Origin of the sequence: Georgenia muralis (assembly GCF_003814705.1) — a bacterium.
GTDB lineage: Bacteria > Actinomycetota > Actinomycetes > Actinomycetales > Actinomycetaceae > Georgenia > Georgenia muralis.
On the sequence record NZ_RKRA01000001.1, the window covers coordinates 2979663 to 3001452 of the forward strand.

17 protein-coding genes are annotated in these 21790 nt (G+C 73.5%); 11 read left to right on the forward strand and 6 right to left on the reverse strand.

The features are described 5' to 3' along the window. Positions 1-38: 38 nt before the first annotated feature. Entirely contained in the window at positions 39-797 is a 759-nt protein-coding gene (locus EDD32_RS13395; RefSeq protein ID WP_246006130.1) for an MBL fold metallo-hydrolase, read from the reverse strand. A 41-nt stretch (positions 798-838) separates the two neighbouring features. Here EDD32_RS13395 and uvrA point away from each other — a divergent pair, with 41 nt between their 5' ends. The 11 genes from uvrA (at position 839) to EDD32_RS13450 (ending at position 13942) form a co-directional block, all read left to right on the forward strand. Continuing rightward, on the forward strand, positions 839-3727 hold the full coding sequence (gene uvrA / locus EDD32_RS13400) for an excinuclease ABC subunit UvrA (RefSeq protein WP_170175294.1): 2889 nt from the start codon (positions 839-841) through the stop codon (positions 3725-3727). A gap of 161 nt (positions 3728-3888) precedes the next feature. Further along, positions 3889-4356, forward strand: coding sequence for an OsmC family protein (locus EDD32_RS13405; RefSeq protein ID WP_123918236.1), 468 nt, complete (start codon positions 3889-3891; stop codon positions 4354-4356). Between the two features lie 66 nt (positions 4357-4422). Next, positions 4423-6564, forward strand: coding sequence for an excinuclease ABC subunit UvrC (gene uvrC / locus EDD32_RS13410; protein ID WP_123918238.1), 2142 nt, complete (start codon positions 4423-4425; stop codon positions 6562-6564). A gap of 195 nt (positions 6565-6759) precedes the next feature. After that, positions 6760-7707, forward strand: coding sequence for an RNase adapter RapZ (gene rapZ, locus EDD32_RS13415; RefSeq protein WP_123918240.1), 948 nt, complete (start codon positions 6760-6762; stop codon positions 7705-7707). After that, a complete protein-coding gene (locus EDD32_RS13420; RefSeq protein WP_123918242.1) occupies positions 7704-8834 on the forward strand; it encodes a gluconeogenesis factor YvcK family protein in 1131 nt (376 codons plus the stop codon). Before rapZ ends, EDD32_RS13420 begins: the two co-directional genes overlap by 4 nt. A 17-nt stretch (positions 8835-8851) precedes the next feature. Beyond that, the gene (gene whiA, locus EDD32_RS13425) at positions 8852-9832 is read left to right on the forward strand and encodes a DNA-binding protein WhiA (RefSeq protein ID WP_123920542.1); all 981 of its coding nucleotides are present in this window, start codon (positions 8852-8854) and stop codon (positions 9830-9832) included. Positions 9833-10072: 240 nt separating this feature from the next. Beyond that, complete coding sequence (gene gap, locus EDD32_RS13430; RefSeq protein WP_123918244.1) at positions 10073-11080, forward strand: type I glyceraldehyde-3-phosphate dehydrogenase; 1008 nt, start codon at positions 10073-10075, stop codon at positions 11078-11080. Positions 11081-11169: 89 nt separating this feature from the next. Next, on the forward strand, positions 11170-12360 hold the full coding sequence (locus EDD32_RS13435) for a phosphoglycerate kinase (protein WP_123918246.1): 1191 nt from the start codon (positions 11170-11172) through the stop codon (positions 12358-12360). A 3-nt stretch (positions 12361-12363) separates the two neighbouring features. After that, positions 12364-13161 carry a triose-phosphate isomerase gene (gene tpiA / locus EDD32_RS13440; RefSeq protein WP_123918248.1) on the forward strand — a complete coding sequence of 266 codons (798 nt, stop codon included), beginning with the start codon at positions 12364-12366 and terminating at the stop codon, positions 13159-13161. A 177-nt stretch (positions 13162-13338) separates the two neighbouring features. Continuing rightward, a complete protein-coding gene (gene secG, locus EDD32_RS13445; RefSeq protein WP_123918250.1) occupies positions 13339-13584 on the forward strand; it encodes a preprotein translocase subunit SecG in 246 nt (81 codons plus the stop codon). Positions 13585-13594: 10 nt separating this feature from the next. Beyond that, a complete protein-coding gene (locus EDD32_RS13450; protein ID WP_123918252.1) occupies positions 13595-13942 on the forward strand; it encodes an RNA polymerase-binding protein RbpA in 348 nt (115 codons plus the stop codon). A gap of 89 nt (positions 13943-14031) precedes the next feature. Here the strand turns inward: EDD32_RS13450 and EDD32_RS13455 are convergent, their stop codons facing one another. The 5 genes from EDD32_RS13455 to tkt all read right to left on the reverse strand — a co-directional run bounded on the left by EDD32_RS13455 (position 14032) and on the right by tkt (position 21776). Continuing rightward, positions 14032-14976, reverse strand: a complete 945-nt coding sequence (locus tag EDD32_RS13455; protein WP_123918254.1) for a glucose-6-phosphate dehydrogenase assembly protein OpcA — start codon at positions 14974-14976, stop codon at positions 14032-14034. A gap of 49 nt (positions 14977-15025) precedes the next feature. Then, the gene (zwf, locus tag EDD32_RS13460) at positions 15026-16552 is read right to left on the reverse strand and encodes a glucose-6-phosphate dehydrogenase (protein ID WP_123918256.1); all 1527 of its coding nucleotides are present in this window, start codon (positions 16550-16552) and stop codon (positions 15026-15028) included. Continuing rightward, the gene (locus EDD32_RS13465) at positions 16549-18312 is read right to left on the reverse strand and encodes a glucose-6-phosphate isomerase (protein ID WP_123918258.1); all 1764 of its coding nucleotides are present in this window, start codon (positions 18310-18312) and stop codon (positions 16549-16551) included. The genes zwf and EDD32_RS13465 overlap by 4 nt, the downstream gene beginning before the upstream one ends. Further along, a complete protein-coding gene (gene tal, locus EDD32_RS13470) occupies positions 18309-19436 on the reverse strand; it encodes a transaldolase (RefSeq protein ID WP_123918260.1) in 1128 nt (375 codons plus the stop codon). The genes EDD32_RS13465 and tal overlap by 4 nt, the downstream gene beginning before the upstream one ends. 162 nt (positions 19437-19598) lie before the next feature. Then, complete coding sequence (tkt, locus tag EDD32_RS13480) at positions 19599-21776, reverse strand: transketolase (RefSeq protein WP_123918261.1); 2178 nt, start codon at positions 21774-21776, stop codon at positions 19599-19601. Positions 21777-21790: the final 14 nt, after the last annotated feature.

Consider the following 21790-nt stretch of genomic DNA (forward strand, 5'->3'; position numbering starts at 1 on the left):
CGTCAGGGTAGCGGCGCGCGGCCCGCCAGGGGTCGCGGTCACCACCCGCGGGCGCGCCACTGCTGCAGGTGCGGGCGCTCCGCGCCGATGGTGGTCCCGTCCCCGTGGCCCGGGTGGACGACCGTGTCGTCGCCGAAGCGGGCGAACACCCGCTCGGCCAGGTCGTCCATGAGCGAGGTGAAGTCCGCCGGCGACCACGTCCGGCCCGGCCCGCCCGGGAACAGCGAGTCCCCGGTGAGCAGGTGTACCCGGCCCGGATTCGGTGCGCTCGCCGGCTCGGTCAGGGCCAGCGCCACCGAGCCGGGGGTGTGCCCGCGCAGCGCGACGACGTCGAGCGTGAGGTCCCCGACGGCGACGGTGGCGCCGTACACGAGCAGCCGGTCCGCCGGCACGGGCAGCTCCGACGCGTCCTGCGCGCCCGCGAGGACCTGCGCCCCCGTCGCCGCCACCACGGCGGCGAGCGCGCGGTGGTGGTCCCAGTGCCGGTGCGTGGTGACGACGGCGGTCAGCGGGTCGCCGCTCGCGGCGACGAGCTCGAGCAGGCGGGGGGCGTCGTCGGCGGCGTCGACCAGGATCTGCGCGCCGGGCACCGAGACGAGGTAGGCGTTGTTGTCCTCGGCGGAGACGGAGAGCTTGGTCAGGGTCACCGGCCCCAGGCGGTGGACGACGGGCGGGCCGCCGGGATGGACGTGGGAGGCGGCGTTCTCCGGGTCGGGCACGGCGGCGGGGGAGCGGGCGTCGTCCGGGTCGGGCATGGCGGGGGAGCCGGCGCCGTCGTGCGGCTCGGGACGGGGCATCGGTTCCTCCGGACGCGGACGTGACATCGAACACTCGTGCGATGTGGGTCAGTTCTGCCTATCATCTTGGGGTGAGTGACCAGCTTCTCGTGCGCGGCGCGCGCGAGCACAACCTCCGCAACGTCTCCATCGACCTCCCGCGCGACAGCCTCGTGGTGTTCACGGGCCTGTCCGGGTCGGGGAAGTCGTCCCTCGCGTTCGACACCATCTTCGCCGAGGGCCAGCGCCGCTACGTCGAGTCGCTCTCGTCCTACGCCCGGCAGTTCCTGGGGCAGATGGACAAGCCCGACGTCGACTTTATCGAGGGCCTGTCGCCGGCGGTGTCGATCGACCAGAAGTCGACCAACCGCAACCCGCGGTCGACCGTCGGCACGATCACCGAGGTGCACGACTACCTCCGGCTGCTCTTCTCGCGCGCCGGCACCCAGTACTGCCCGGTGTGCGGCGAACGGGTCACCGCCCAGACCCCCCAGCAGATCGTCGACCGGCTGCGCGAGATGCCCGAGGGCACGCGGTTCCAGGTCCTCGCCCCGGTGGTGCGCGGTCGCAAGGGGGAGTACTCCGAGCTCTTCCGGGACCTGCAGTCCCAGGGCTTCGCCCGCGCCCGGGTCGACGGCGAGGTCGTCCCGCTCAGTGAGCCGCCGACGCTGGAGAAGAAGCTCAAGCACGACATCGAGGTGGTCGTCGACCGCCTCGTCGTCCGGGAGAACGTCCGCCAGCGCCTCACCGACTCCGTCGAGACGGCGCTGCGGCTCGCCGACGGCCTCGTGCTCGTCGAGCTCGTCGACCTCGACGCCGACGACCCCGCCCGCGAGCGGCGCTACTCCGAGAAGCGCGCCTGCCCCAACGACCACCCGCTCGCGCTCGAGGAGATCGAGCCGCGGACCTTCTCCTTCAACGCCCCCTACGGCGCGTGCCCGGAGTGCTCGGGCATCGGCTCGCGCCTCGAGGTCGACCCCGAGCTCATCGTCCCCGACGAGGAGCTGAGCCTCGCCGAGGGTGCGGTGGCCCCGTGGGCCGCCCAGTCGGAGTACTTCCTGCGCCAGCTGCGGGCCCTGGCCGAGCAGCTCGACTTCTCCGTCGACGCGCCCTGGCGTGCGCTGCCCAAGCGGGCCAAGGACGCCGTCCTGCACGGCAACGACTACGAGGTCCGGGTGCGCTACCGCAACCGGTGGGGCCGGGAGCGGGCCTACACCTCCGGCTTCGAGGGCGCCGTCTCGTTCGTCCGGCGCAAGCACGCCGAGACCGAGTCCGAGTGGTCGCGGGAGCGGTACGAGGGCTACATGCGCGAGGTGGCGTGCCCGGTCTGCAAGGGTGCGCGGCTCAAGCCGGAGGTCCTGTCCGTGCGGATCGGCGACCTGTCGATCGCCCAGCTGTCGGACCTGTCGATCGCCGACGCCAAGGCGTTCCTCGACTCCCTGGTGCTCGGGCAGCGCGAGAGCGCCATCGCCGGTCAGGTCCTCAAGGAGATCCACGCCCGCCTCGGGTTCCTCCTCGACGTCGGGCTGAGCTACCTCACCCTCTCGCGCGGTGCGGCGACCCTCTCGGGCGGCGAGGCGCAGCGCATCCGGCTCGCGACGCAGATCGGCTCGGGTCTCGTCGGCGTGCTCTACGTCCTGGACGAGCCCAGCATCGGGCTGCACCAGCGGGACAACCGTCGTCTCATCGACACCCTCACCCGGCTGCGGGACCTGGGCAACACCCTCATCGTCGTCGAGCACGACGAGGACACCATCCGCGCCGCGGACTGGGTGGTGGACATCGGTCCGGGGGCGGGCGAGCACGGCGGCAAGGTGGTGCACTCCGGGCACCTCGAGGGCCTCCTCGCGGCGGAGGAGTCCGTCACGGGCGCCTACCTGTCCGGGCGGCGGCAGATCGTCACACCGACCAAGCGGCGCAAGGTCGACAAGAGCCGGCAGATCACGGTGGTGGGCGCCAAGGAGAACAACCTCCGCAACGTCACCGTCTCGTTCCCGCTGGGCACCCTCGTCGCCGTCACGGGCGTCTCCGGCTCGGGCAAGTCGACGCTCGTCAACTCCATCCTGTACCAGGTGCTCGCGAACCAGCTCAACCGCGCCCGCTCCGTGCCGGGCCGGCACACGAGGGTCACAGGCATCGACGACCTCGACAAGGTCGTCCACGTCGACCAGTCGCCGATCGGGCGCACCCCGCGGTCCAACCCGGCCACGTACACCGGCGTGTGGGACCACGTCCGCAAGCTCTTCGCCGAGACGACCGAGTCCAAGGTCCGCGGGTACGGGCCGGGCCGGTTCTCGTTCAACGTCAAGGGCGGGCGGTGCGAGGCGTGCAAGGGCGACGGCACGCTGAAGATCGAGATGAACTTCCTCCCCGACGTCTACGTCCCCTGCGAGGTCTGCGAGGGCGCGCGGTACAACCGGGAGACCCTCGAGGTCCACTTCAAGGGCAAGACGGTCGCCGAGGTGCTGCAGATGCCGATCGAGGAGGCGGCCGAGTTCTTCGGCGCCGTCCCCGGGATCACCCGGCACCTGCGCACGCTCGCCGACGTCGGGCTCGGCTACGTCCGGCTCGGGCAGCCCGCCCCCACCCTCTCCGGCGGGGAGGCCCAGCGGGTCAAGCTCGCCTCGGAGCTGCAGAAGCGCTCCTCCGGCCGGACGGTGTACGTCCTCGACGAGCCCACCACGGGGTTGCACTTCGAGGACATCCGCAAGCTGCTCGCCGTCCTCCAGGGGCTGGTGGACAAGGGCAACACGGTCGTCGTCATCGAGCACAACCTCGACGTCATCAAGAGCGCCGACTGGGTGGTGGACATGGGCCCGGAGGGCGGCTCCGGCGGCGGCACGGTCGTGGCCACCGGGACGCCCGAGCAGGTCGCCCGCGTCGCCGGGTCCTACACGGGGCAGTTCCTCGCCGAGGCGCTGCAGGACCGGCGGGTGCCGGCCGGGGTCTGAGGGACGCCCAGCCGCCCGGCGGCCGGGCACCCGCAGCCCGCCGGCCGGGCACCCGCAGCCCGCCGGCCGGGCAACCCGCCGGGAGCGCGCCCGGGCGTGGGATCGGCACGGCGCGGGCAGAGGTCCTCGCCCGGGCCGCGTGTGACGGCTAGCGTGTCGGCATGGGAGCACTCCAGACGTACAACGTCACGGTCGACTGGACGGGCGCGGACGAACGCGGCACGGCCAGCTACACGAGCTACTCGCGCGACCACGAGGTACGGGTGGAGGGCAAGCCCACGCTCCTGGCCACCTCCGACCTCAAGGTGCGTACCGACGTCAGCCGCTACCGCGCGGAGGAGCTGTTCGTCGGCTCGATCTCGCAGGCGCAGATGCTGTGGTTCCTGCGCACGGCCGCCAAGCACGGCGTCGTCGTCCTCGCCTACACCGACCGGGCCATCGCCACGCAGCGGGTCGAGGGCGCCGGCTCCGGGCCGTTCGTCGAGGTGGTGCTGCGCCCGCGCGTCACGTACGCCGATCCGGTGGGGGAGGAGACCGCGGCGCGGCTGCACCACGAGGCCCGTGAGCACAACCACGTCGCCCGGTCCGTGAGCTTCCCCGTGCGGGTGGAGCCCGTGCACGCCCACTGAGACCCGCCCCGTAGCACCTGCGGCGCCGGGACGGCAGGGTCGCCGTCCTGACGTAGGCTCGAACACATGGCCGACCCGTCCACCTACCGACCCGCGCCAGGGGAGGTGCCCGACGCACCGGGGGTCTACCGCTTCCGCGACCCGCACGGCCGGGTCGTCTACGTCGGCAAGGCCAAGTCGTTGCGCTCACGCCTGGCCAGCTACTTCCAGGATCCCTCCGCGCTGCACCAGCGCACGCGGCAGATGGTCACCACGGCGTCCTCGGTGGAGTGGACGGTGGTGGGCACCGAGGTCGAGTCCCTCGCGCTGGAGTACGCCTGGATCAAGGAGTTCGACCCGCGGTTCAACGTCAAGTACCGCGACGACAAGTCCTACCCGTTCCTCGCCGTGACCATGGGGGAGGAGATCCCCCGCGTCCAGGTCATGCGCGGCGCCAAGCGCAAGGGCACCCGCTACTTCGGCCCGTACACCCACGCGTGGGCGATCCGCGAGACGGTCGACCTGCTCCTGCGGGTCTTCCCGGTGCGGACCTGCTCGCCCGGGGTCTACCGCCGGGCGGCGTCCTCGGGCCGCCCCTGCCTGCTCGGCTACATCGACAAGTGCTCCGCGCCGTGCGTGGGACGGATCTCCCCCGAGGACCACCGCGAGCTCGCCGAGGAGTTCTGCCGGTTCATGGAGGGCGAGACGGGCCCGCACCTGCGCCGCCTCGAGAAGGAGATGCGCGCGGCCGCGGCCGCGCAGGACTACGAGCGTGCCGCCCGGCTGCGCGACGACGTCGCGGCCCTGCGCCGGGTGGTGGAGAAGAACGCCGTCGTCCTGCCCGACGGCACCGACGCCGACGTCTTCGCCCTCGTCGCCGACGACCTCGAGGCCTCCGTGCAGGTCTTCCACGTCCGGGGCGGGCGCATCCGCGGCCAGCGCGGCTGGGTGGTCGAACGGGTCGAGGACCTCGACGACGCCGGGCTCGTCGAGCACCTCCTCCAGCAGGTCTACGGCGACGCCGAGGCGTTCGCCGCCCCTGTCGCCCCGACCGACGAGCGCTCCGTGGGCAAGTCGCGGCGCCGCGTGCGCGACGGCGAGGCGACCAGCGTCGACGACGTCGTGCACACCCCGACGACGGCGGTGCCGCGCGAGATCCTCGTGCCCGTCCTGCCGGAGGACCTCGCGGGACTCACGGAGTGGCTCTCGGGCCTGCGCGGGTCGCGGGTGTCCATCCGGGTGCCGCAGCGCGGGGACAAGAAGACCCTCGCCGAGACCGTGCGGACCAACGCCGAGCAGGCGCTCCGGCTCCACAAGAGCCGGCGGGCCGGCGACCTCACGAGCCGCTCGCAGGCGCTGCGCGAGCTCGAGGAGGCCCTGGGGCTGTCCGAGTCGCCCCTGCGCATCGAGTGCTACGACATCTCCCACACCCAGGGCAGCCACCAGGTCGGCTCCATGGTCGTGTTCGAGGACGGGTTGCCCAAGAAGTCCGAGTACCGGCACTTCATCGTCCGCGGCGAGGACGGCGAGGGGGCCCGCGACGACACCGCCGCGATGGACGAGGTGCTCCGCCGGCGGTTCCGGCGCTACCTCGCCGAGCGCGAGGCGATGGCCGAGGCCCGGGAGAACGGCGACCCCGGTGCGCACGACACCGCCGAGCGCGCCGTGGGCGCCGCCCTGGCGGATCAGGACCCCGACCAGCTCGACGACGACGGCGTGCCGCTGCGCTCCGGGCCGGTCGACCCCACCACGGGCCGGGCGCGCCGTTTCGCGTACCCGCCCAACCTCGTCGTCGTCGACGGCGGCCAGCCCCAGGTGGCGGCGGCCGCCCGGGCCCTGGCCGACCTCGGCGTCGAGGACGTCGCCCTCGTCGGGCTCGCCAAGCGCCTGGAGGAGGTGTGGCTCCCGGGGGACGACTTCCCGGTCGTCCTGCCGCGCACCTCGCCGGCGCTGTACCTCCTGCAGCACCTGCGCGACGAGTCCCACCGCTTCGCCATCAGCCACCACCGCTCCCGCAGGGCCAAGGCGATGACCCGCTCCGTCCTCGACGGCGTCCCCGGGCTGGGGCCCACCCGGCAGGCCGCGCTGCTCAAGGCCTTCGGGTCGGTGAAGAACATCCGTGCCGCCTCCGTCGAGGAGGTCGCCGCCGTCAAGGGCGTGGGGCCGCGCACCGCCGTCGCGGTGCTGGAGGCCCTGGGGTCGCCGCCCTCCGCCGGGTCGCCCGGGTAGGACCGCCGGCGCGCGGCGCGCGGTGCGTTGCGCGCGGTGCGTGGCGCGAGGCGGACGTCGCCTCGGCGCGGCGTCCGGCCGGCACCGGGCCTGACGACCGCCGCACCACCGGGCCTGACGACCGCCGCACCACCGGGCCTGACGACCGCCGCACCACCGGGCACGCCCGGGCCGCTGACCTGGCATCCTGGCCCCATGAGCGAGAACGGATCCGACGCACGGCCGCCCACCGTCCCCGAGGGCATCCCCGTGCTCGACGAGACCACCCCGCTCGCGCCCGCCGAGGTCCCCGAGCTGCTCATCATCTCCGGCATGTCCGGCGCCGGCCGCTCCCGCGCCGCCGCCGCGCTGGAGGACCTCGACTGGTACGTCGTGGACAACCTGCCCCCGCGGATGCTCTCGGCCCTGGCCCGGATGATGACCCCCGCCGAGGGGGGCGTGCACCGGCTGGCGGCGGTGGTCGACGTGCGCAGCGGGGAGTTCTTCACCGAGCTCGTCGACGTCCTCGACCAGCTGCGGGCCCAGGGCACGGAGTACCGGATCGTCTTCCTCGACGCCTCGGACGACGAGCTGGTCCGCCGCTACGAGTCCGTGCGCCGTCCCCACCCGCTCCAGGGCGACCGGCGCCTGCTCGACGGGATCGGTGAGGAGCGCAAGCTCCTGGGCACGCTGCGCCGGCGCGCCGACGTCGTCATCGACACCACCGAGATGTCGGTGCACGACCTCGCCCGGAAGGTGCGCGAGACCGTCGCGGGGGAGGCGGACCGCCCGCTGCGGGTCACCGTGGTCTCGTTCGGCTTCAAGTACGGCCTGCCGCTCGACGCCGACCACGTCGTCGACGTCCGGTTCCTCACCAACCCGTACTGGGTCAGCGAGCTGCGCCACCTCACCGGCAAGGACAAGCCGGTCGCCGACTACGTGCTCGGCCAGGAGGGCGCCACGCTCTTCGCCGACCGGTACGTCGACGCCATCGCCCCCGTGCTGGACGGCTACCTCAACGAGCTCAAGCCCTTCGTCACCATCGCCGTGGGCTGCACGGGCGGCAAGCACCGCTCGGTCGCCATGACCGAGGCGATCGCGCAGCGCCTGCGGGAGCACGGCCAGTCCGTCCGCACCCTCCACCGGGACCTGGGGCGGGAATGACCGAACCCCTCCGGGACGGGGTGGAGCCCGGCCTCCGCCCGTCCGGCGCGGGGCCCGGCGCCCGCGGGTCCGGCCTCGAGCCGGGCGCCCGCGCGTCAGGTCTCGAGCCCGGTGCCCGTGGGGTCGGCCTCGAGCCCGGTGCCCGCGGCCCGGCCGTCGTCGCCCTCGGCGGCGGGCACGGCCTCGCCGCCACGCTCGGCGCCCTGCGGCACATCACGCAGAACGTCACGGCCGTCGTCACGGTCGCCGACGACGGCGGCTCCTCCGGCCGCCTGCGCGGCGAGCTCGGCGTGCTCCCGCCCGGCGACCTGCGGATGGCCCTGTCGGCCCTGTGCGACGACGGCGAGTGGGGCCTGACCTGGCGCGACGTGCTCCAGCACCGGTTCCGCACCGCGGGGCCGCTGGACAACCACGCCGTCGGGAACCTCCTCATCGTGGCGCTCTGGGAGCTCCTCGGCGACCCCGTGGCCGGCCTGGACTGGGTGGGGCGCCTGCTCGGGGTGCGCGGGCGGGTGCTGCCGATGGCGTCGGTGCCCCTGGAGATCGAGGCGACCGTGCGCGGCGAGCACGGCACCGAGACGATCCGCGGCCAGTCCGCCGTCGCGGTGTGCACCGGCGTCGTCGAGCAGGTGCGGATCATCCCCGAGAACCCGCCCGCCAGCCCCGAGGCGGTGGCCGCCGTCCGCGCCGCGGACTGGGTCGTCCTCGGGCCCGGCTCCTGGTACACCTCGGTCATCCCGCACCTGCTCGTCCCCGAGCTCGCCGCCGCGCTGCACGAGACGCGCGCCCGCCGCGCGCTCACCCTCAACCTCTCGGCCCAGCACGGCGAGACGGAGGGGATGACCGCCGCGGACCACATGCGCTCCCTGCACAGCCACGCCCCCGACCTCCGCCTGGACGTCGTCGTGGCCGACCCGGCGGCGGTGGAGGACCTCGACGACCTCGCCGACGCCGCCGCGGCGGCGGGCGCCACGCTGCTGCTGCGCCAGGTGGGGGTGGGCGACGGGTCCCCGCGCCACGACCCGCTGCGGCTGGCGGCGGCGTTCCGCGACGCGTTCGAGGGGGTCCTCGGCGACGTCGAGCCCGAGCGGGGCCCACGAGGGCCGGGAGGAACCACCCGAGGATGAGTGCGAAGATGACCGGCATGTCGTTGACCTCCGCCGTGAAGGACGAGCTCGCCCGCCTGCGGGTGGACAAGGTGTCGGCCCGCAAGGCCGAGGTGGCCGCGACCCTCCGGTTCGCCGGCGGGCTGCACATCATCTCCGGGCGCATCGTCGTCGAGGCCGAGCTCGACACCGCGATCGCCGCCCGCCGGCTGCGCCAGACGATGCAGGAGGTGTACGGCCACTCCAGCGACATCATCGTCGTCTCCGGCGGTGGCCTGCGCCGCGGCAACCGCTACGTCGTCCGCGTCGTCAAGGACGGCGAGTCCCTGGCCCGCCAGACCGGCCTGCTCGACACCCGCGGCCGGCCCGTGCGGGGCCTGCCGCCCCAGGTGGTCTCCGCCGGCGTCGCCGAGGCGACGGCGGCCTGGCGCGGCGCCTTCCTCGCCCACGGCTCCCTCACCGAGCCCGGGCGGTCCAGCTCGCTCGAGGTCACCTGCCCAGGACCCGAGGCCGCGCTGGCCCTCGTCGGTGCCGCCCGCCGGATGAACGTCGTCGCCAAGGCCCGGGAGGTGCGCGGCATCGACCGCGTCGTCATCCGCGACGGCGACGCGATCTCCGCGATGCTCACCCGGATGGGTGCGCACGACGCCGTCCTGGTCTGGGAGGAGCGGCGCATGCGCCGGGAGGTCCGCGGGACCGCGAACCGCCTGGCGAACTTCGACGACGCGAACCTGCGCCGCTCGGCCCGCGCCGCGGTCGCCGCCGGCGCCCGGGTGGAGCGCGCCTTCGAGATCCTCGGCGAGGAGGTCCCCGAGCACCTCGTCGAGGCCGGCCGGCTGCGCCTGGAGCACAAGCAGGCGTCCCTGGAGGAGCTGGGCCAGCTATCGAACCCGCCGCTGACCAAGGACGCGGTCGCGGGCCGGATCCGGCGCCTGCTGGCCATGGCGGACAAGCGCGCCAGGGAAAAGGGCATCCCGGACACCGAGGCGATCCTCACCCCGGACATGCTCGACCTGTAGCCCGCCCCGCGACCCGCCCCGCAGCCCGCGCGACGGACGTCCCTTGTGGGCGTTCTCACAGGGTGTCCGTGGACGATGGTCCCCCGCGACGAATCGCCACAACTGGGTAGTCTTGGACCTGCTGGACCGGCCCGCCCACGCGCCCCGGCGCGAAGCGGTCCACGGTCCAGGAGCACCCAGAGCGGTGCTGACGAGATCCGGACAATGCGTGCGCCGAGCGGCGCACTCCAGGAGGACATAGTGACCATCCGCGTCGGCATCAACGGCTTCGGCCGCATCGGCCGCAACTTCACCCGCGCTGTGCTGGCCTCCGGCGCCGACATCCAGATCGTGGGTGTCAACGACCTCACCGACAACAAGACGCTGGCCCACCTGCTCAAGTACGACTCCGTCTTCGGCGTCCTCAAGGAGGACGTGTCGTTCACCGAGGACACCATCACCGTCGGCGGGCAGACCTTCAAGGCCCTCGAGGAGAAGGACCCCGCCGCGCTGCCGTGGGGCGAGCTCGGCGCCGACATCGTCATCGAGTCCACCGGCCGCTTCGTGGACGCCGAGTCCGCCGGCAAGCACATCGCCGCCGGGGCCAAGAAGGTCATCATCTCCGCGCCCGCGAAGAACGAGGACGCCACCTTCGTCGTCGGCGTGAACCACACCGAGTACGACCCGGCGAACCACCACATCATCTCCAACGCCTCGTGCACCACGAACTGCCTGGCACCCATGGCCAAGGTGCTCGACGCCGAGTTCGGCATCGTGCGCGGTCTCATGACCACCATCCACGCGTACACCGCCGACCAGAACCTCCAGGACGGCCCGCACCGCGACCTGCGTCGCGCCCGCGCCGCCGCCCTGTCGATGATCCCGACCTCCACCGGTGCGGCCAAGGCCGTCTCGCTGGTCCTGCCCCAGCTCAAGGGCAAGCTCGACGGCTACGCCATGCGCGTGCCGACCCCGACCGGCTCCGCCACCGACCTCACCTTCACCGCGGGCCGCGACGTCACCGTCGAGGAGGTCAACGCCGCGATCAAGAAGGCCTCGGAGACCGAGGAGCTCAAGGACGTCCTGGAGTACACCGAGGACCCGATCGTCTCCGCCGACATCGTCGGCAACCCGCACCCGTCGATCTTCGACGCCGGCCTGACCAAGGTCATCGGCAACCAGGTCAAGGTCGTCGCCTGGTACGACAACGAGTACGGCTACGCCAGCTCGCTGGTGAAGCTCTCGGAGTACGTGGGCGCGCGTCTCTGACCCACCACCCGCCGGAAGTACGGACGTCCGCGTGCGCAGCTGAAGGCTCGCGCACGCGGACGTCCGCCTGTCAGGACCCAAGGAGAAGCATGAAGACCATCGAGGACCTCGGCGATCTGCGCGGCAAGCGCGTGCTCGTCCGCTCCGACTTCAACGTCCCGCTCGACGGCACCACCATCACCGACGACGGCCGCATCCGCGCCGCCCTGCCCACGCTCACCGCGCTGACGAAGGCCGGCGCCCGCGTCGTCGTCACCGCGCACCTCGGCCGCCCCAAGGGCGCGCCGGAGGCCAGGTACTCCCTCGCACCGGTCGCCGCCCGCCTGGGTGAGCTCCTCGGCCAGGACGTCGTCCTCGCCAAGGACACCGTGGGCGAGGACGCCCGCGCCGTCGTCGAGGGCCTGGCCGACGGCGACGTCGCCCTGCTCGAGAACATCCGCTTCGACGCCCGCGAGACCTCCAAGGACGAGGCCGAGCGCGGCGCCCTGGCCGACGAGCTCGCGGCGCTGGCCGACGTCTACGTCTCCGACGGGTTCGGCGTCGTCCACCGCAAGCAGGCGTCGGTCTTCGACGTCGCCCAGCGGCTCCCGCACGCGGCGGGCACTCTGGTCTTCAAGGAGATCGACTCCCTGCGCCGGGCCACCGAGAACCCCGAGCGTCCCTACGTCGTCGTGCTCGGCGGCTCGAAGGTCTCCGACAAGCTCGGCGTCATCGCCAACCTCCTGGGCAAGGCCGACCGCCTCCTCATCGGTGGCGGGATGGTCTTCACCTTCCTCGCGGCCCAGGGCCACGGCGTCGGGAAGTCCCTGCTCGAGGAGGACCAGGTCGAGACCGTCAAGGGCTACCTCGTCCAGGCGCAGGAGAAGGGCGTCGAGATCGTCCTGCCCACCGACATCGTCGTGGCGCCGGAGTTCAAGGCCGACGCGCCGGCCACGGTCGTCGCCGCGGACGCGATCCCGGACGACCAGATGGGCCTGGACATCGGTCCGGAGTCCGCCAAGGCCTTCGCGGCCAAGATCGCCGACGCGCGCACCATCGTCTGGAACGGCCCCATGGGCGTGTTCGAGTTCGACGCGTTCGCGGCCGGCACCCGCGCGGTCGCCCAGGCGATGTCCGACGCCGACGGCTTCACCATCGTCGGTGGCGGCGACTCCGCCGCGGCGGTGCGCACCCTCGGGTTCGACGAGTCGACGTTCTCGCACATCTCCACGGGCGGCGGCGCCTCCCTGGAGTTCCTGGAGGGCAAGACCCTCCCCGGCATCGCCGTCCTGGAGGACTGACCCATGGCCACCACCCGCACGCCCCTCATGGCGGGCAACTGGAAGATGAACCTCGACCACCACGAGGCCATCGCGCTCGTCCAGAAGCTCGCCTGGACCCTCAAGGACGCCAAGCACGACGCCGCGGCCGTCGAGGTCGTCGTCGTCCCGCCGTTCACGGACCTGCGCTCGGTGCAGACCCTCGTCGACGGCGACAAGCTCGACATCCGCTACGGCGCCCAGGACGTCTCCGCGCAGGCCTCCGGCGCGTACACCGGCGAGATCTCGGCGACGATGCTCGCCAAGCTCGGCGTCAGCTACGCCGTCGTCGGGCACTCCGAGCGCCGGCAGTACCACGGCGAGGACGACGCCCTCGTCGGCGCCAAGGCCAAGGCCGCGCTCGGCGCGGGCATCACGCCGATCATCTGCGTCGGTGAGGGCCTGGACGTGCGCAAGGCGGGCGACCAGGTCTCCTACACCCTCGCCCAGCTGGACGGCGCCTACGCCGGCCTCAGCGCGGACGAGGCCGCGCGGACCGTCGTGGCGTACGAGCCGGTCTGGGCCATCGGTACCGGTGAGGTGGCGACGCCGGAGGACGCCCAGGAGGTCTGCGGCGCGATCCGGGGCCGGCTGGCCGAGCTGTACGACGACTCCGTCGCCCAGACGGTGCGCGTGCTCTACGGCGGCTCGGTGAAGTCGTCCAACGTCGCCTCGATCATGGCGAAGGAGGACGTCGACGGCGCCCTCGTGGGCGGCGCGAGCCTCCAGGCGGAGGAGTTCGCGGCCATCGCGCGCTTCCAGGACCACCAGGTCGGTCTGTAGCCACACGTGTCGCGGGGGAGGCCGGCGCCCGTCGGCCTCCCCCGTGGTGCGTCGTCGCTCGGTGCCCCCGGAGGTACGGGCGCGTCCGCGGCGCGGTCGTGCGCCGAGCCCGCGCGGCGATCACCTATCCTGTACCGGGCGAGCGGACGCCGCCCCAACGAACGGAACGGAGAGCCCGTGGACGTCCTTCGGATCATCATCGAGGTCGTGCTGGTGATCACCAGCATCTTCCTCGTCATGACCGTCCTCATGCACAAGGGCAAGGGCGGCGGGCTGTCGGACATGTTCGGCGGCGGGCTGTCGAGCTCCATCGGCTCCTCCGGCGTGGCCGAGCGTAACCTCAACCGGATCACCATCGGCGTCGCGCTCGTGTGGACGACCGCCGTGGTGCTGCTCGGTCTGATCCAGAAGTTCGAGATCTAGGAGTAGCGACGTGGCTGGTGGAAGTGCGATCCGTGGTTCGCGCGTGGGCGCGGGCCCCATGGGTGAGGCCGAGCGCGGCGAGGCGGCCCCCCGGGTGTGGGTGTCCTACTGGTGCAACCAGGGCCACGAGGTGCGCCCGAGCTTCGCCAAGGAGCCCGACATCGTCATCCCCGAGACGTGGGACTGCCCGCGGTGCGGCGGGCCGGCCGGCCAGGACAAGGAGAACCCGCCCTCGCCGACCAAGAACGAGCCCTACAAGACCCACCTCGCGTACGTGAAGGAGCGCCGTTCCGACGAGGACGGCGCCGCGCTCCTCGACGAGGCCCTCGCCGCCCTGCGCGAGCGCCGCGGGGGCTGACCGAGCCCCTCGCCCGACATGAGCCCGGCCCCGCGGCGTCTGCCGCGGGGCCGGGCTCGTCTCGTGCGGTCGGCGGGCCGCGCTGCGGCTCAGGCCTGCAGCGCGGGCGCCCCCAGCAGGGCCAGGCCCTCGGTGAGCACCTGCCCGTAGGTGACGTCCGGGTCGAGACGGCGCAGCTCCTCCATGAGGCCGTTGCGCACGTCGCGGATGGGCAGGTTGACGTACTGGTCGGGCCGTCCCGGCCGGGACAGCGCCGCGACGGCCGAGCCCTGCGGGCGCTGCAGGGAGATGGGGCCCGAGGCCCGCTCGAGGACGACGCCGCTGATGGCGTCGTGGCCCTCGCCGCGGATCTCCACCGGGCAGCCCAGGCGCAGGCCCAGCCACGCCGCGAGCAGGTCCACCGACGGGTGGACCGGGGAGCCCGAGACCGTCACGGCCGTGACGGGGTCCAGCGGCGGCTCGTCGAGGGCGGCGGCGAGGATGCTGCGCCACAGCGTCAGCCCCGCCCAGGCGAGGTCGGAGTCGCCGGGGGAGTAGTTCTGCGCCAGCGCGGTCAGGGCCTTGGCCGGGTCGGGGCACAGCGTGGAGTCGGTGATCCGGCGCTGGGCCATGAGGCCGATGGGGTGCTGCGAGGGCGCGGCGGGCGGGTCGGTCGGCCACCACGCCACGATCGGGGCGTCGGGCAGCAGCAGCGGCATGACGAGGGTGTCGGGTGTCGAGCCGCCCCCGCCGCGGGGCCGCAGCACGATGACCTCGGACGCGCCGGCGTCGCCGCCCACCCGGATCTGGGCGTCCAGGCGCGGCTGGGTGCCCTCGGCCGGCGGCTCGTCGGGCAGGACGACGATCACGCGGGAGGGGTGCTCGCGCGAGACGTCGTTGGAGGTGCGGATGGCCCGCTCCGCCGTCGCGTCGTCGGCGGCGAGGACGACGAGGGTCAGCACCCGGCCCAGGGCGACGGCGCCGCCCTCCTCCCGCAGGGAGACGAGCCGGCTGCCGATCTTGGCCGAGGTGGTCCCCCGGAGGTTGATGATCACTGCTGGTCCTTCCTCGTCGGGCGTTCGCGCCGTGTCGTCCGGGCCGGGCTCACGGCCGGCGCCAGGTGCGGCCGTCGGCGGCGAGCATGGCGTCGGCGCTGGGCGGGCCCCACGACCCGGGCTGGTAGGTCTCCGGGCGGCCGTCGGCGGCCCACTGGTTGATGACCGGGTCGAGGATCTGCCACGACAGCTCGACCTCGCGCTGGTGCGGGAACAGCGGCGGGTCGCCGAGGAGGACGTCGAGGATGAGCCGCTCGTAGGCCTCCGGCGAGTTCTCCGTGAAGGCGTGGCCGTACCCGAAGTCCATGGTGACGTCGCGGACCTCCATCGCCGTCCCGGGCACCTTGGCGCCGAACCGGATGGTCACCCCCTCGTCCGGCTGGACCCGGATGACCAGGGCGTTGTGCCCCAGCTCCTGGGTGGCGGAGAGGTCGAAGGGCAGGTGCGGTGCCCGCTTGAAGACCACCGCGATCTCGGTGACCCGGCGGCCCAGCCGCTTGCCGGCCCGCAGGTAGAACGGCACCCCGGCCCACCGCCGGGTGTCGATGTCCAGGCGCAGCGCGGCGTAGGTCTCGGTGGCGGTGTCCGAGGGGATCCCGTCCTCCTCGAGGTAGCCGCGCACCTCCTCCCCGCCCTGCCAGCCGGCGCCGTACTGGCCGCGGGCGGTGTGCGCGGAGAGGTCCGGAGGCAGCCGGACCGCGGAGAGGATCTTCTCCTTCTCGGCGCGCAGGGACTCCGCGTCGAAGGAGACGGGCTCCTCCATCGCGGTGAGCGCGAGGAGCTGCAGGAGGTGGTTCTGGATGACGTCGCGGGCCGCGCCGATGCCGTCGTAGTAGCCGGCGCGGGTGCCGATGCCGATGTCCTCGGCCATGGTGATCTGGACGTGGTCGACGTGGTTGGCGTTCCAGATCGGCTCGAAGAGCTGGTTGGCGAACCGCATGGCGAGGAGGTTCTGGACCGTCTCCTTGCCGAGGTAGTGGTCGATGCGGAAGACGGAGTCCGGGGGGAAGACCTCGGAGACGACGTCGTCGAGCGCCCGCGCGGAGGCCAGGTCGTGCCCGAAGGGCTTCTCGATGACCACGCGCCGCCAGCTGTCGCCGGTGGAGTCCGACAGGCCCGAGCGGGCGAGCTGGCGCAGCACCACGGGGAAGGCGTCGGGCGGGACGGAGAGGTAGAAGGCGTGGTTGCCGCCGGTGCCGCGCTCGGCGTCGAGGCCCTGGACGGTCTCGGCGAGACGGTCGAAGGCGTCGTCGTCGTCGAACTCGCCCTGGACGAACCGGAAGCCCGAGACGAGCTGGGCCCACGTGCGCTCGTCGAAGGGCGTGCGGGCGTTCTCGCGCACGGCGTCGTGGACCACCTGGGCGAACTGCTCGGTGGACCACTCGCGCCGGCCGAACCCGGTGAGCGCGAACGACGGCGGCAGGAGGCCGCGGTTGGCGAGGTCGTAGATCGCCGGCATGAGCTTCTTGCGCGCCAGGTCGCCGGTGATGCCGAAGATCACCACCCCGGAGGGTCCGGCGATGCGGGGCAGGCGCCGGTCGCGCGGGTCGCGCAGGGGGTTGACGTTCGCGTTCATGGGTTCACCGGTCCGGCCAGGACGCCGGCGAGCCACGCCAGGGCGTCGGGGGTGGTCACGTGCAGCCGCAGCACCGGCCGGCCGAGGCCGGCGAGCACCGCGGCGTCGCCGGCCGCCTGGGCGGCGAGGAGGGCGGCGAGGTCGAAGTCCCGGCCCGGCACGAGCACCTGGTGCTCGGCCTCGCCGGTGATCTGGAGGAAGGCGCCCACGGCCGGGCCGCCCTTGTGGAGCTGGCCGGTCGAGTGCAGGAACCGTGGGCCCCACCCGAAGGTGACGGGCCGGCCGGTGCGCGCGGCGAGGTCCGCGCGCACGTCCCCGAGGAGGTCCGCAGCGCGGCCCTCCCGGTCGAGGTAGGCCATGACCGCGAGGTAGCCCCGCTCGCCCAGGGTGGCGAGGAGGGCCTCGACGGCGCCCGCGACCGTGTCCGCGCCGCCGAGGAGCTCCGCGGACGCGCGCACCTCCACCCCGGAGTCCTCGAAGGCGGGGCGCTCGGGCGGCGGGGTGGACTCCAGCAGGCCGCGAGCGGCGGACTTGGCGGCCTCGACGTCGGGCTGGTCGAAGGGGTTGACGCCGAGGAGCCGCCCCGCGATGGCGACGGCGTTCTCCCACAGGAGCAGCACCGCACCGAGCGAGCCGGCGACGGTCACCTCGGTCCGGGCCGCGTCGTCGTCGTCGTTGCCGTCTCCAGCGCGGCCGTCAGCCTCGGCGGCGTCGCCGAAACCGTCCGAGCCCGGTGCGGCGTCGCCGGGCCCGTCGGACGCCGGTGCTGCGTCGTCGGTGAGCGGCAGGAGCACGACCGGCAGGACGTCGGGAGCCGCGCCGTCGAGCTCGGGCGCGCGTGAGCCGACGACCACCGGCAGCAGGCCGGTGCCGTCCTTCCCGGTGGACTCGGCCACGAGCTGCTCGACCCAGTCCCCGAGGTGGAACAGCCCGGAGCCGGCGTCGCGCAGGACGATCTTGTCGCGCAGGGGCTCGGTGCCGGCGAGGGCGGCGGCGAGGACGAGCGCGGGGTTGGCCTCGGAGTCCTCGGCGTAGACCTCGGCGACCTCCGCCGCCTCGTCGAGGAGCTGCTCGACGTCGGCGCCCGCCAGGGCCGAGGCCACGAGCCCGAAGGCGCTCAGCGCGGAGAAGCGTCCGCCCACGTGCGGGTCGGCCTCGAGGACGGCACGGTAGCCGGCCGCCGTCGCCGCCTCGTGGAGCGGCGAGCCGGGGTCGGTGACGACGACGATCCGGCTCGCGGCGTCGATCCCGGCGTCGGCGAACGCGGCCTCGAAGATCCGGCGGTGGGAGTCGGTCTCGAGGGTGCTGCCCGACTTCGAGGACACGACCACGACGGTGGCGCGCAGGTCGCCGTCGAGGGCGCGGCGGACCTGGTCGGGGTCGGTGGAGTCCAGGACCGTCAGCTGGGCGCCGGCGGTGCCCGCGACGACCTCGGGCGCGAGCGAGGAGCCGCCCATGCCGCACAGGACGACCCGGTCGACGCCCTCGGCGGCGAGCTCCTCGCGCAGGGCGCGCAGGGGAGCCAGCAGCGGGCGGGAGGTGGCGTGCAGGTCGGTCCAGCCGAGCCGGACGGCGGCCTCGGCCTCGGCGGCCTCACCCCACAGGGTGGGGTCCTGGGCGGCGAGGCGGGAGGCCACCTTCTCGGCGACGAGCCGGGGCACGTGGTCGCCCACGGCCCGGGCGGCGTCGCCGGTGGCGCTGACCTCCACCACGGCGCCCTCCTCGGGACCCGCCCACACGACGGTGGCGGGACGGGTCATCGCGCCGCCGTCCGTGCCAGCGCGGCGGTGACGGTCTCGAGGAGCTCGTCCCAGCTCTTCTCGAACTTCTCGACGCCCTCGGCCTCGAGGGTGTCGGTGACGTCGGTGTAGGAGATGCCGAGACGCTCGAGGGCGTCGAGGTGCGCCCGGGCGGCGTCGTACGTGCCGTGCACGGTGTCCCCGCGCAGGTCCGCGTGGTCCGCCGCGGCCTCGAGGGTCTTCTCCGGCATGGTGTTGACGACGCCGTCGACGACGAGCTCGTCGACGTACATCGTGTCGGGGTAGGCGGGGTCCTTGACACCGGTGGACGCCCAGAGCGGGCGCTGCGGGTGGGCGCCGGCGGCGGCGAGCTCCTCCCAGCGCGGGGTGGAGAAGATCTCCTCGTACGCCTCGAAGGCCAGGCGCGCGTTCGCGATGCCGGCCTTGCCCTTGAGGGCCTTGGCCTCGTCGGTGCCGATCTTGTCCAGGCGCGCGTCGATCTCGCTGTCGACGCGGGAGACGAAGAAGCTCGCCACCCCGCGGATCTTGGCGAGGTCGATCCCGGCCCGCTGGGCGCGCTCGAGCCCGTCGAGGTAGGCGTTGGCGACGGCGCGGTAGCGGTCGAGGGAGAAGATGAGCGTCGTGTTGACGCTGATCCCCTCACCGATCGCCTGGGTGATGGCGGGCAGGCCCTCGACCGTGGCCGGGATCTTCACCATGAGGTTGGGGCGGTCGACGGTCGACCACAGGATCCGGGCCTGCTCGATCGTGCGCTCGGTGTCCTTCGCCAGGCGTGGGTCCACCTCGATGGACACGCGGCCGTCCTGGCCGCCGGTCGCCTCGTGGACCGGCGCGAAGAGGTCGGCCGCCTCCCGGACGTCGTCGGTGGTGACCGCCATGACGGCCTCGTCCAGGTCGGTGCCGGCAGTGGCCAGGGTCGCCATCTGCTCGTCGTAGGAGCTGCCCTGGGAGAGGGCGGCGGCGAAGATCGTGGGGTTGGTCGTCACGCCCACGACGTGGCGCTCGTCGATGAGCCGGCGCAGCCCTCCGCCGGTGAGGCGGGCGCGGGACAGGTCGTCCAGCCAGATGGAGACGCCGTGCGCGCTGAGCTCGGCGAGCCGGTCGGTCGGGGTGGTCTCGCTCATCGTCGTGCTGCTCCTCGTTCGGGATGTGGGCGGTACGGGGACGTCGTGCGGGCAGAGCCGGGGCGGTGCGGGAGGTGGTGCGTGCGGAGCCGGAGGCGGAGGCGGAGCCGGAGCCGGAGGCGGTACGGGGCCGGCGGCGGGTGCCGCCGGCCCCGGGGTGCGCTACTTGGGCAGGTCGCCGGTGCCGGACAGCGTCGGCACGCCGGCGCGCACGGGCTGCGCGGCGCCGTCGGCGGCGATCGACTCCTGCGCGGCGGCGACGACGGCCTCGGCGGTGATGCCGAACTTCTCGTAGAGGACCTTGTAGTCGCCGGAGGCGCCGTAGTGCTCGAGCGAGACGGACCGGCCGGCGTCGCCGACCAGCGAGCGCCAGCTCATCGCGAGCCCGGCCTCGACCGAGACCCGGGCACGCACGGCGGCGGGCAGGACCTCCTCGCGGTAGGCGTCGTCCTGCTCGTCGAACCACTCCATGCACGGCACCGAGACGACGCGCGCCGCGACGTCCTGGGCGGCGAGCTGCTCGCGGGCAGCCAGGGCCAGCTGCACCTCGGAGCCCGAGGCGAGGAGGATGACGTCGGGGCTGCCGCCCGGGGCCTCGGCGAGGACGTAGGCGCCGCGGCGGACGCCCTCCGCGGAGGCGAGCGTGTCGCCGTCGGCGGCGCCGTCACCACGCACGGGGTTCGGCACGTCCTGACGGGTCAGGACGATGCCGGCGGGACGGTCGGTCCGCTCGAGGATGCCGCGCCAGGCCTGGGCGGTCTCGGCGCCGTCGGCGGGGCGGACGACGTCCAGGCCCGGGATGGCGCGCAGGGCGGTGAGGTGCTCGACGGGCTGGTGGGTCGGGCCGTCCTCGCCGAGGCCGATCGAGTCGTGGGTCCACACGAAGGTCGACGGCGCCCCCATGAGCGCGGCGAGGCGCACGGCGGGGCGCATGTAGTCGGAGAAGACGAGGAAGGTGCCGCCGTAGGGCCGGGTGAGCCCGTGGACCGCGATGCCGTTGACGATCGAGCCCATGGCGTGCTCGCGGATGCCGAAGTGGAGCGTGCGGCCGTAGATGTTCCCGGGGAACATCTTCGTCGAGCGCTTCTCGGGCAGGAAGGACTCCTCGCCCTTCATGGTGGTGTTGTTCGAGCCGGCGAGGTCGGCCGAGCCGCCCCACAGCTCCGGCAGCGTGCCGGCCAGGGCCGAGAGGACCTCGCCGGAGGCCTTGCGGGTCGAGACCGCCTTGCCGCCCTCGAAGGTCGGGAGCGCGGAGGTCCAGCCCTCGGGCAGGGCCCGCTCGCGGAGCCGGTCGAGCAGGGCGGCGGCGTCGGTGTTCTTCTCGCGCCAGGCGGCGTAGGCGGCGTCCCACTCCTCGTGGGCGGCGCGGGCGCGCTCGGCGACGTTGCCCCGGGTGTGGGCGATGACCTCGTCGGTGACCTCGAAGGTCTTCTCCGGGTCGAAGCCGAGGACCTCCTTGACGGCGCGGACCTCGTCCGCACCCAGGGCCGAGCCGTGGATGGCGCCGGTGTCCTGCTTGTTCGGCGAGGGCCAGCCGATGATCGTGCGCAGCGCGATGATCGACGGCTTGCCGGTCTCGGCCTTGGCGGCCTGGACCGCGGCGTGGAGGGCATCGACGTCCTCGACGTACTGGCCGCCGTCGTTGGTCCAGTCCACCCGCTGGGTGTGCCAGCCGTACGCCGCGTACCGGGCGAGGACGTCCTCGGTGAAGGCGATGTTGGTGTCGTCCTCGATGGAGATGTGGTTGTCGTCGTAGATGACGACGAGGTTGCCCAGCTCCTGGGTGCCGGCGAGGGAGGAGGCCTCGGCGCTGACGCCCTCCTGCAGGTCGCCGTCGGAAGCGATGACGAAGACGTGGTGGTCGAACGGGCTCTGGCCGGCGGGCGCCTCGGGGTCGAGGAGGCCGCGCTCCTTGCGGCCGGCGTAGGCCATGCCGACGGCGGAGGCGATGCCCTGGCCCAGGGGGCCGGTGGTCATCTCGATGCCCTTGGTGTGGCGGTACTCGGGGTGGCCGGGGGTCCTCGAGCCGTACGTGCGCAGCGCGGCGACGTCGTCGAGCTCGAGGCCCTGGCCGGCGAGGTAGAGCTGGATGTACTGGGTGAGGGAGGAGTGGCCCGCCGAGAGGACGAACCGGTCACGACCGAGCCACTGGTCGTCCGCGGGGTCGAGCCGCATGACCTTCTGGAAGAGCAGGTACGCCGCCGGGGCGAGCGACATCGCCGTGCCGGGGTGGCCGTTGCCGACCTTCTGGACGGCGTCGGCGGCCAGCACTCGTGCGGTGTCGACCGCCCGCCGGTCGAGGTCGGACCAGTCCAGCGCGGTCTCGGGCGATGCGTTCACAGATCCTCGTTTCC

Bases quoted from the DNA above. Each gene is read 5' to 3' on its own strand.
- EDD32_RS13395 (WP_246006130.1), bottom strand. From the start codon at position 797: ATGCCCCGTCCCGAGCCGCACGACGGCGCCGGCTCCCCCGCCATGCCC.
- uvrA (WP_170175294.1), top strand. From the start codon at position 839: ATGTGGGTCAGTTCTGCCTATCATCTTGGGGTGAGTGACCAGCTTCTC.
- EDD32_RS13405 (WP_123918236.1), top strand. From the start codon at position 3,889: ATGGGAGCACTCCAGACGTACAACGTCACGGTCGACTGGACGGGCGCG.
- uvrC (WP_123918238.1), top strand. From the start codon at position 4,423: ATGGCCGACCCGTCCACCTACCGACCCGCGCCAGGGGAGGTGCCCGAC.
- rapZ (WP_123918240.1), top strand. From the start codon at position 6,760: ATGAGCGAGAACGGATCCGACGCACGGCCGCCCACCGTCCCCGAGGGC.
- EDD32_RS13420 (WP_123918242.1), top strand. From the start codon at position 7,704: ATGACCGAACCCCTCCGGGACGGGGTGGAGCCCGGCCTCCGCCCGTCC.
- whiA (WP_123920542.1), top strand. From the start codon at position 8,852: ATGTCGTTGACCTCCGCCGTGAAGGACGAGCTCGCCCGCCTGCGGGTG.
- EDD32_RS13435 (WP_123918246.1), top strand. From the start codon at position 11,170: ATGAAGACCATCGAGGACCTCGGCGATCTGCGCGGCAAGCGCGTGCTC.
- tpiA (WP_123918248.1), top strand. From the start codon at position 12,364: ATGGCCACCACCCGCACGCCCCTCATGGCGGGCAACTGGAAGATGAAC.
- zwf (WP_123918256.1), bottom strand. From the start codon at position 16,552: ATGAACGCGAACGTCAACCCCCTGCGCGACCCGCGCGACCGGCGCCTG.
- EDD32_RS13465 (WP_123918258.1), bottom strand. From the start codon at position 18,312: ATGACCCGTCCCGCCACCGTCGTGTGGGCGGGTCCCGAGGAGGGCGCC.
- tal (WP_123918260.1), bottom strand. From the start codon at position 19,436: ATGAGCGAGACCACCCCGACCGACCGGCTCGCCGAGCTCAGCGCGCAC.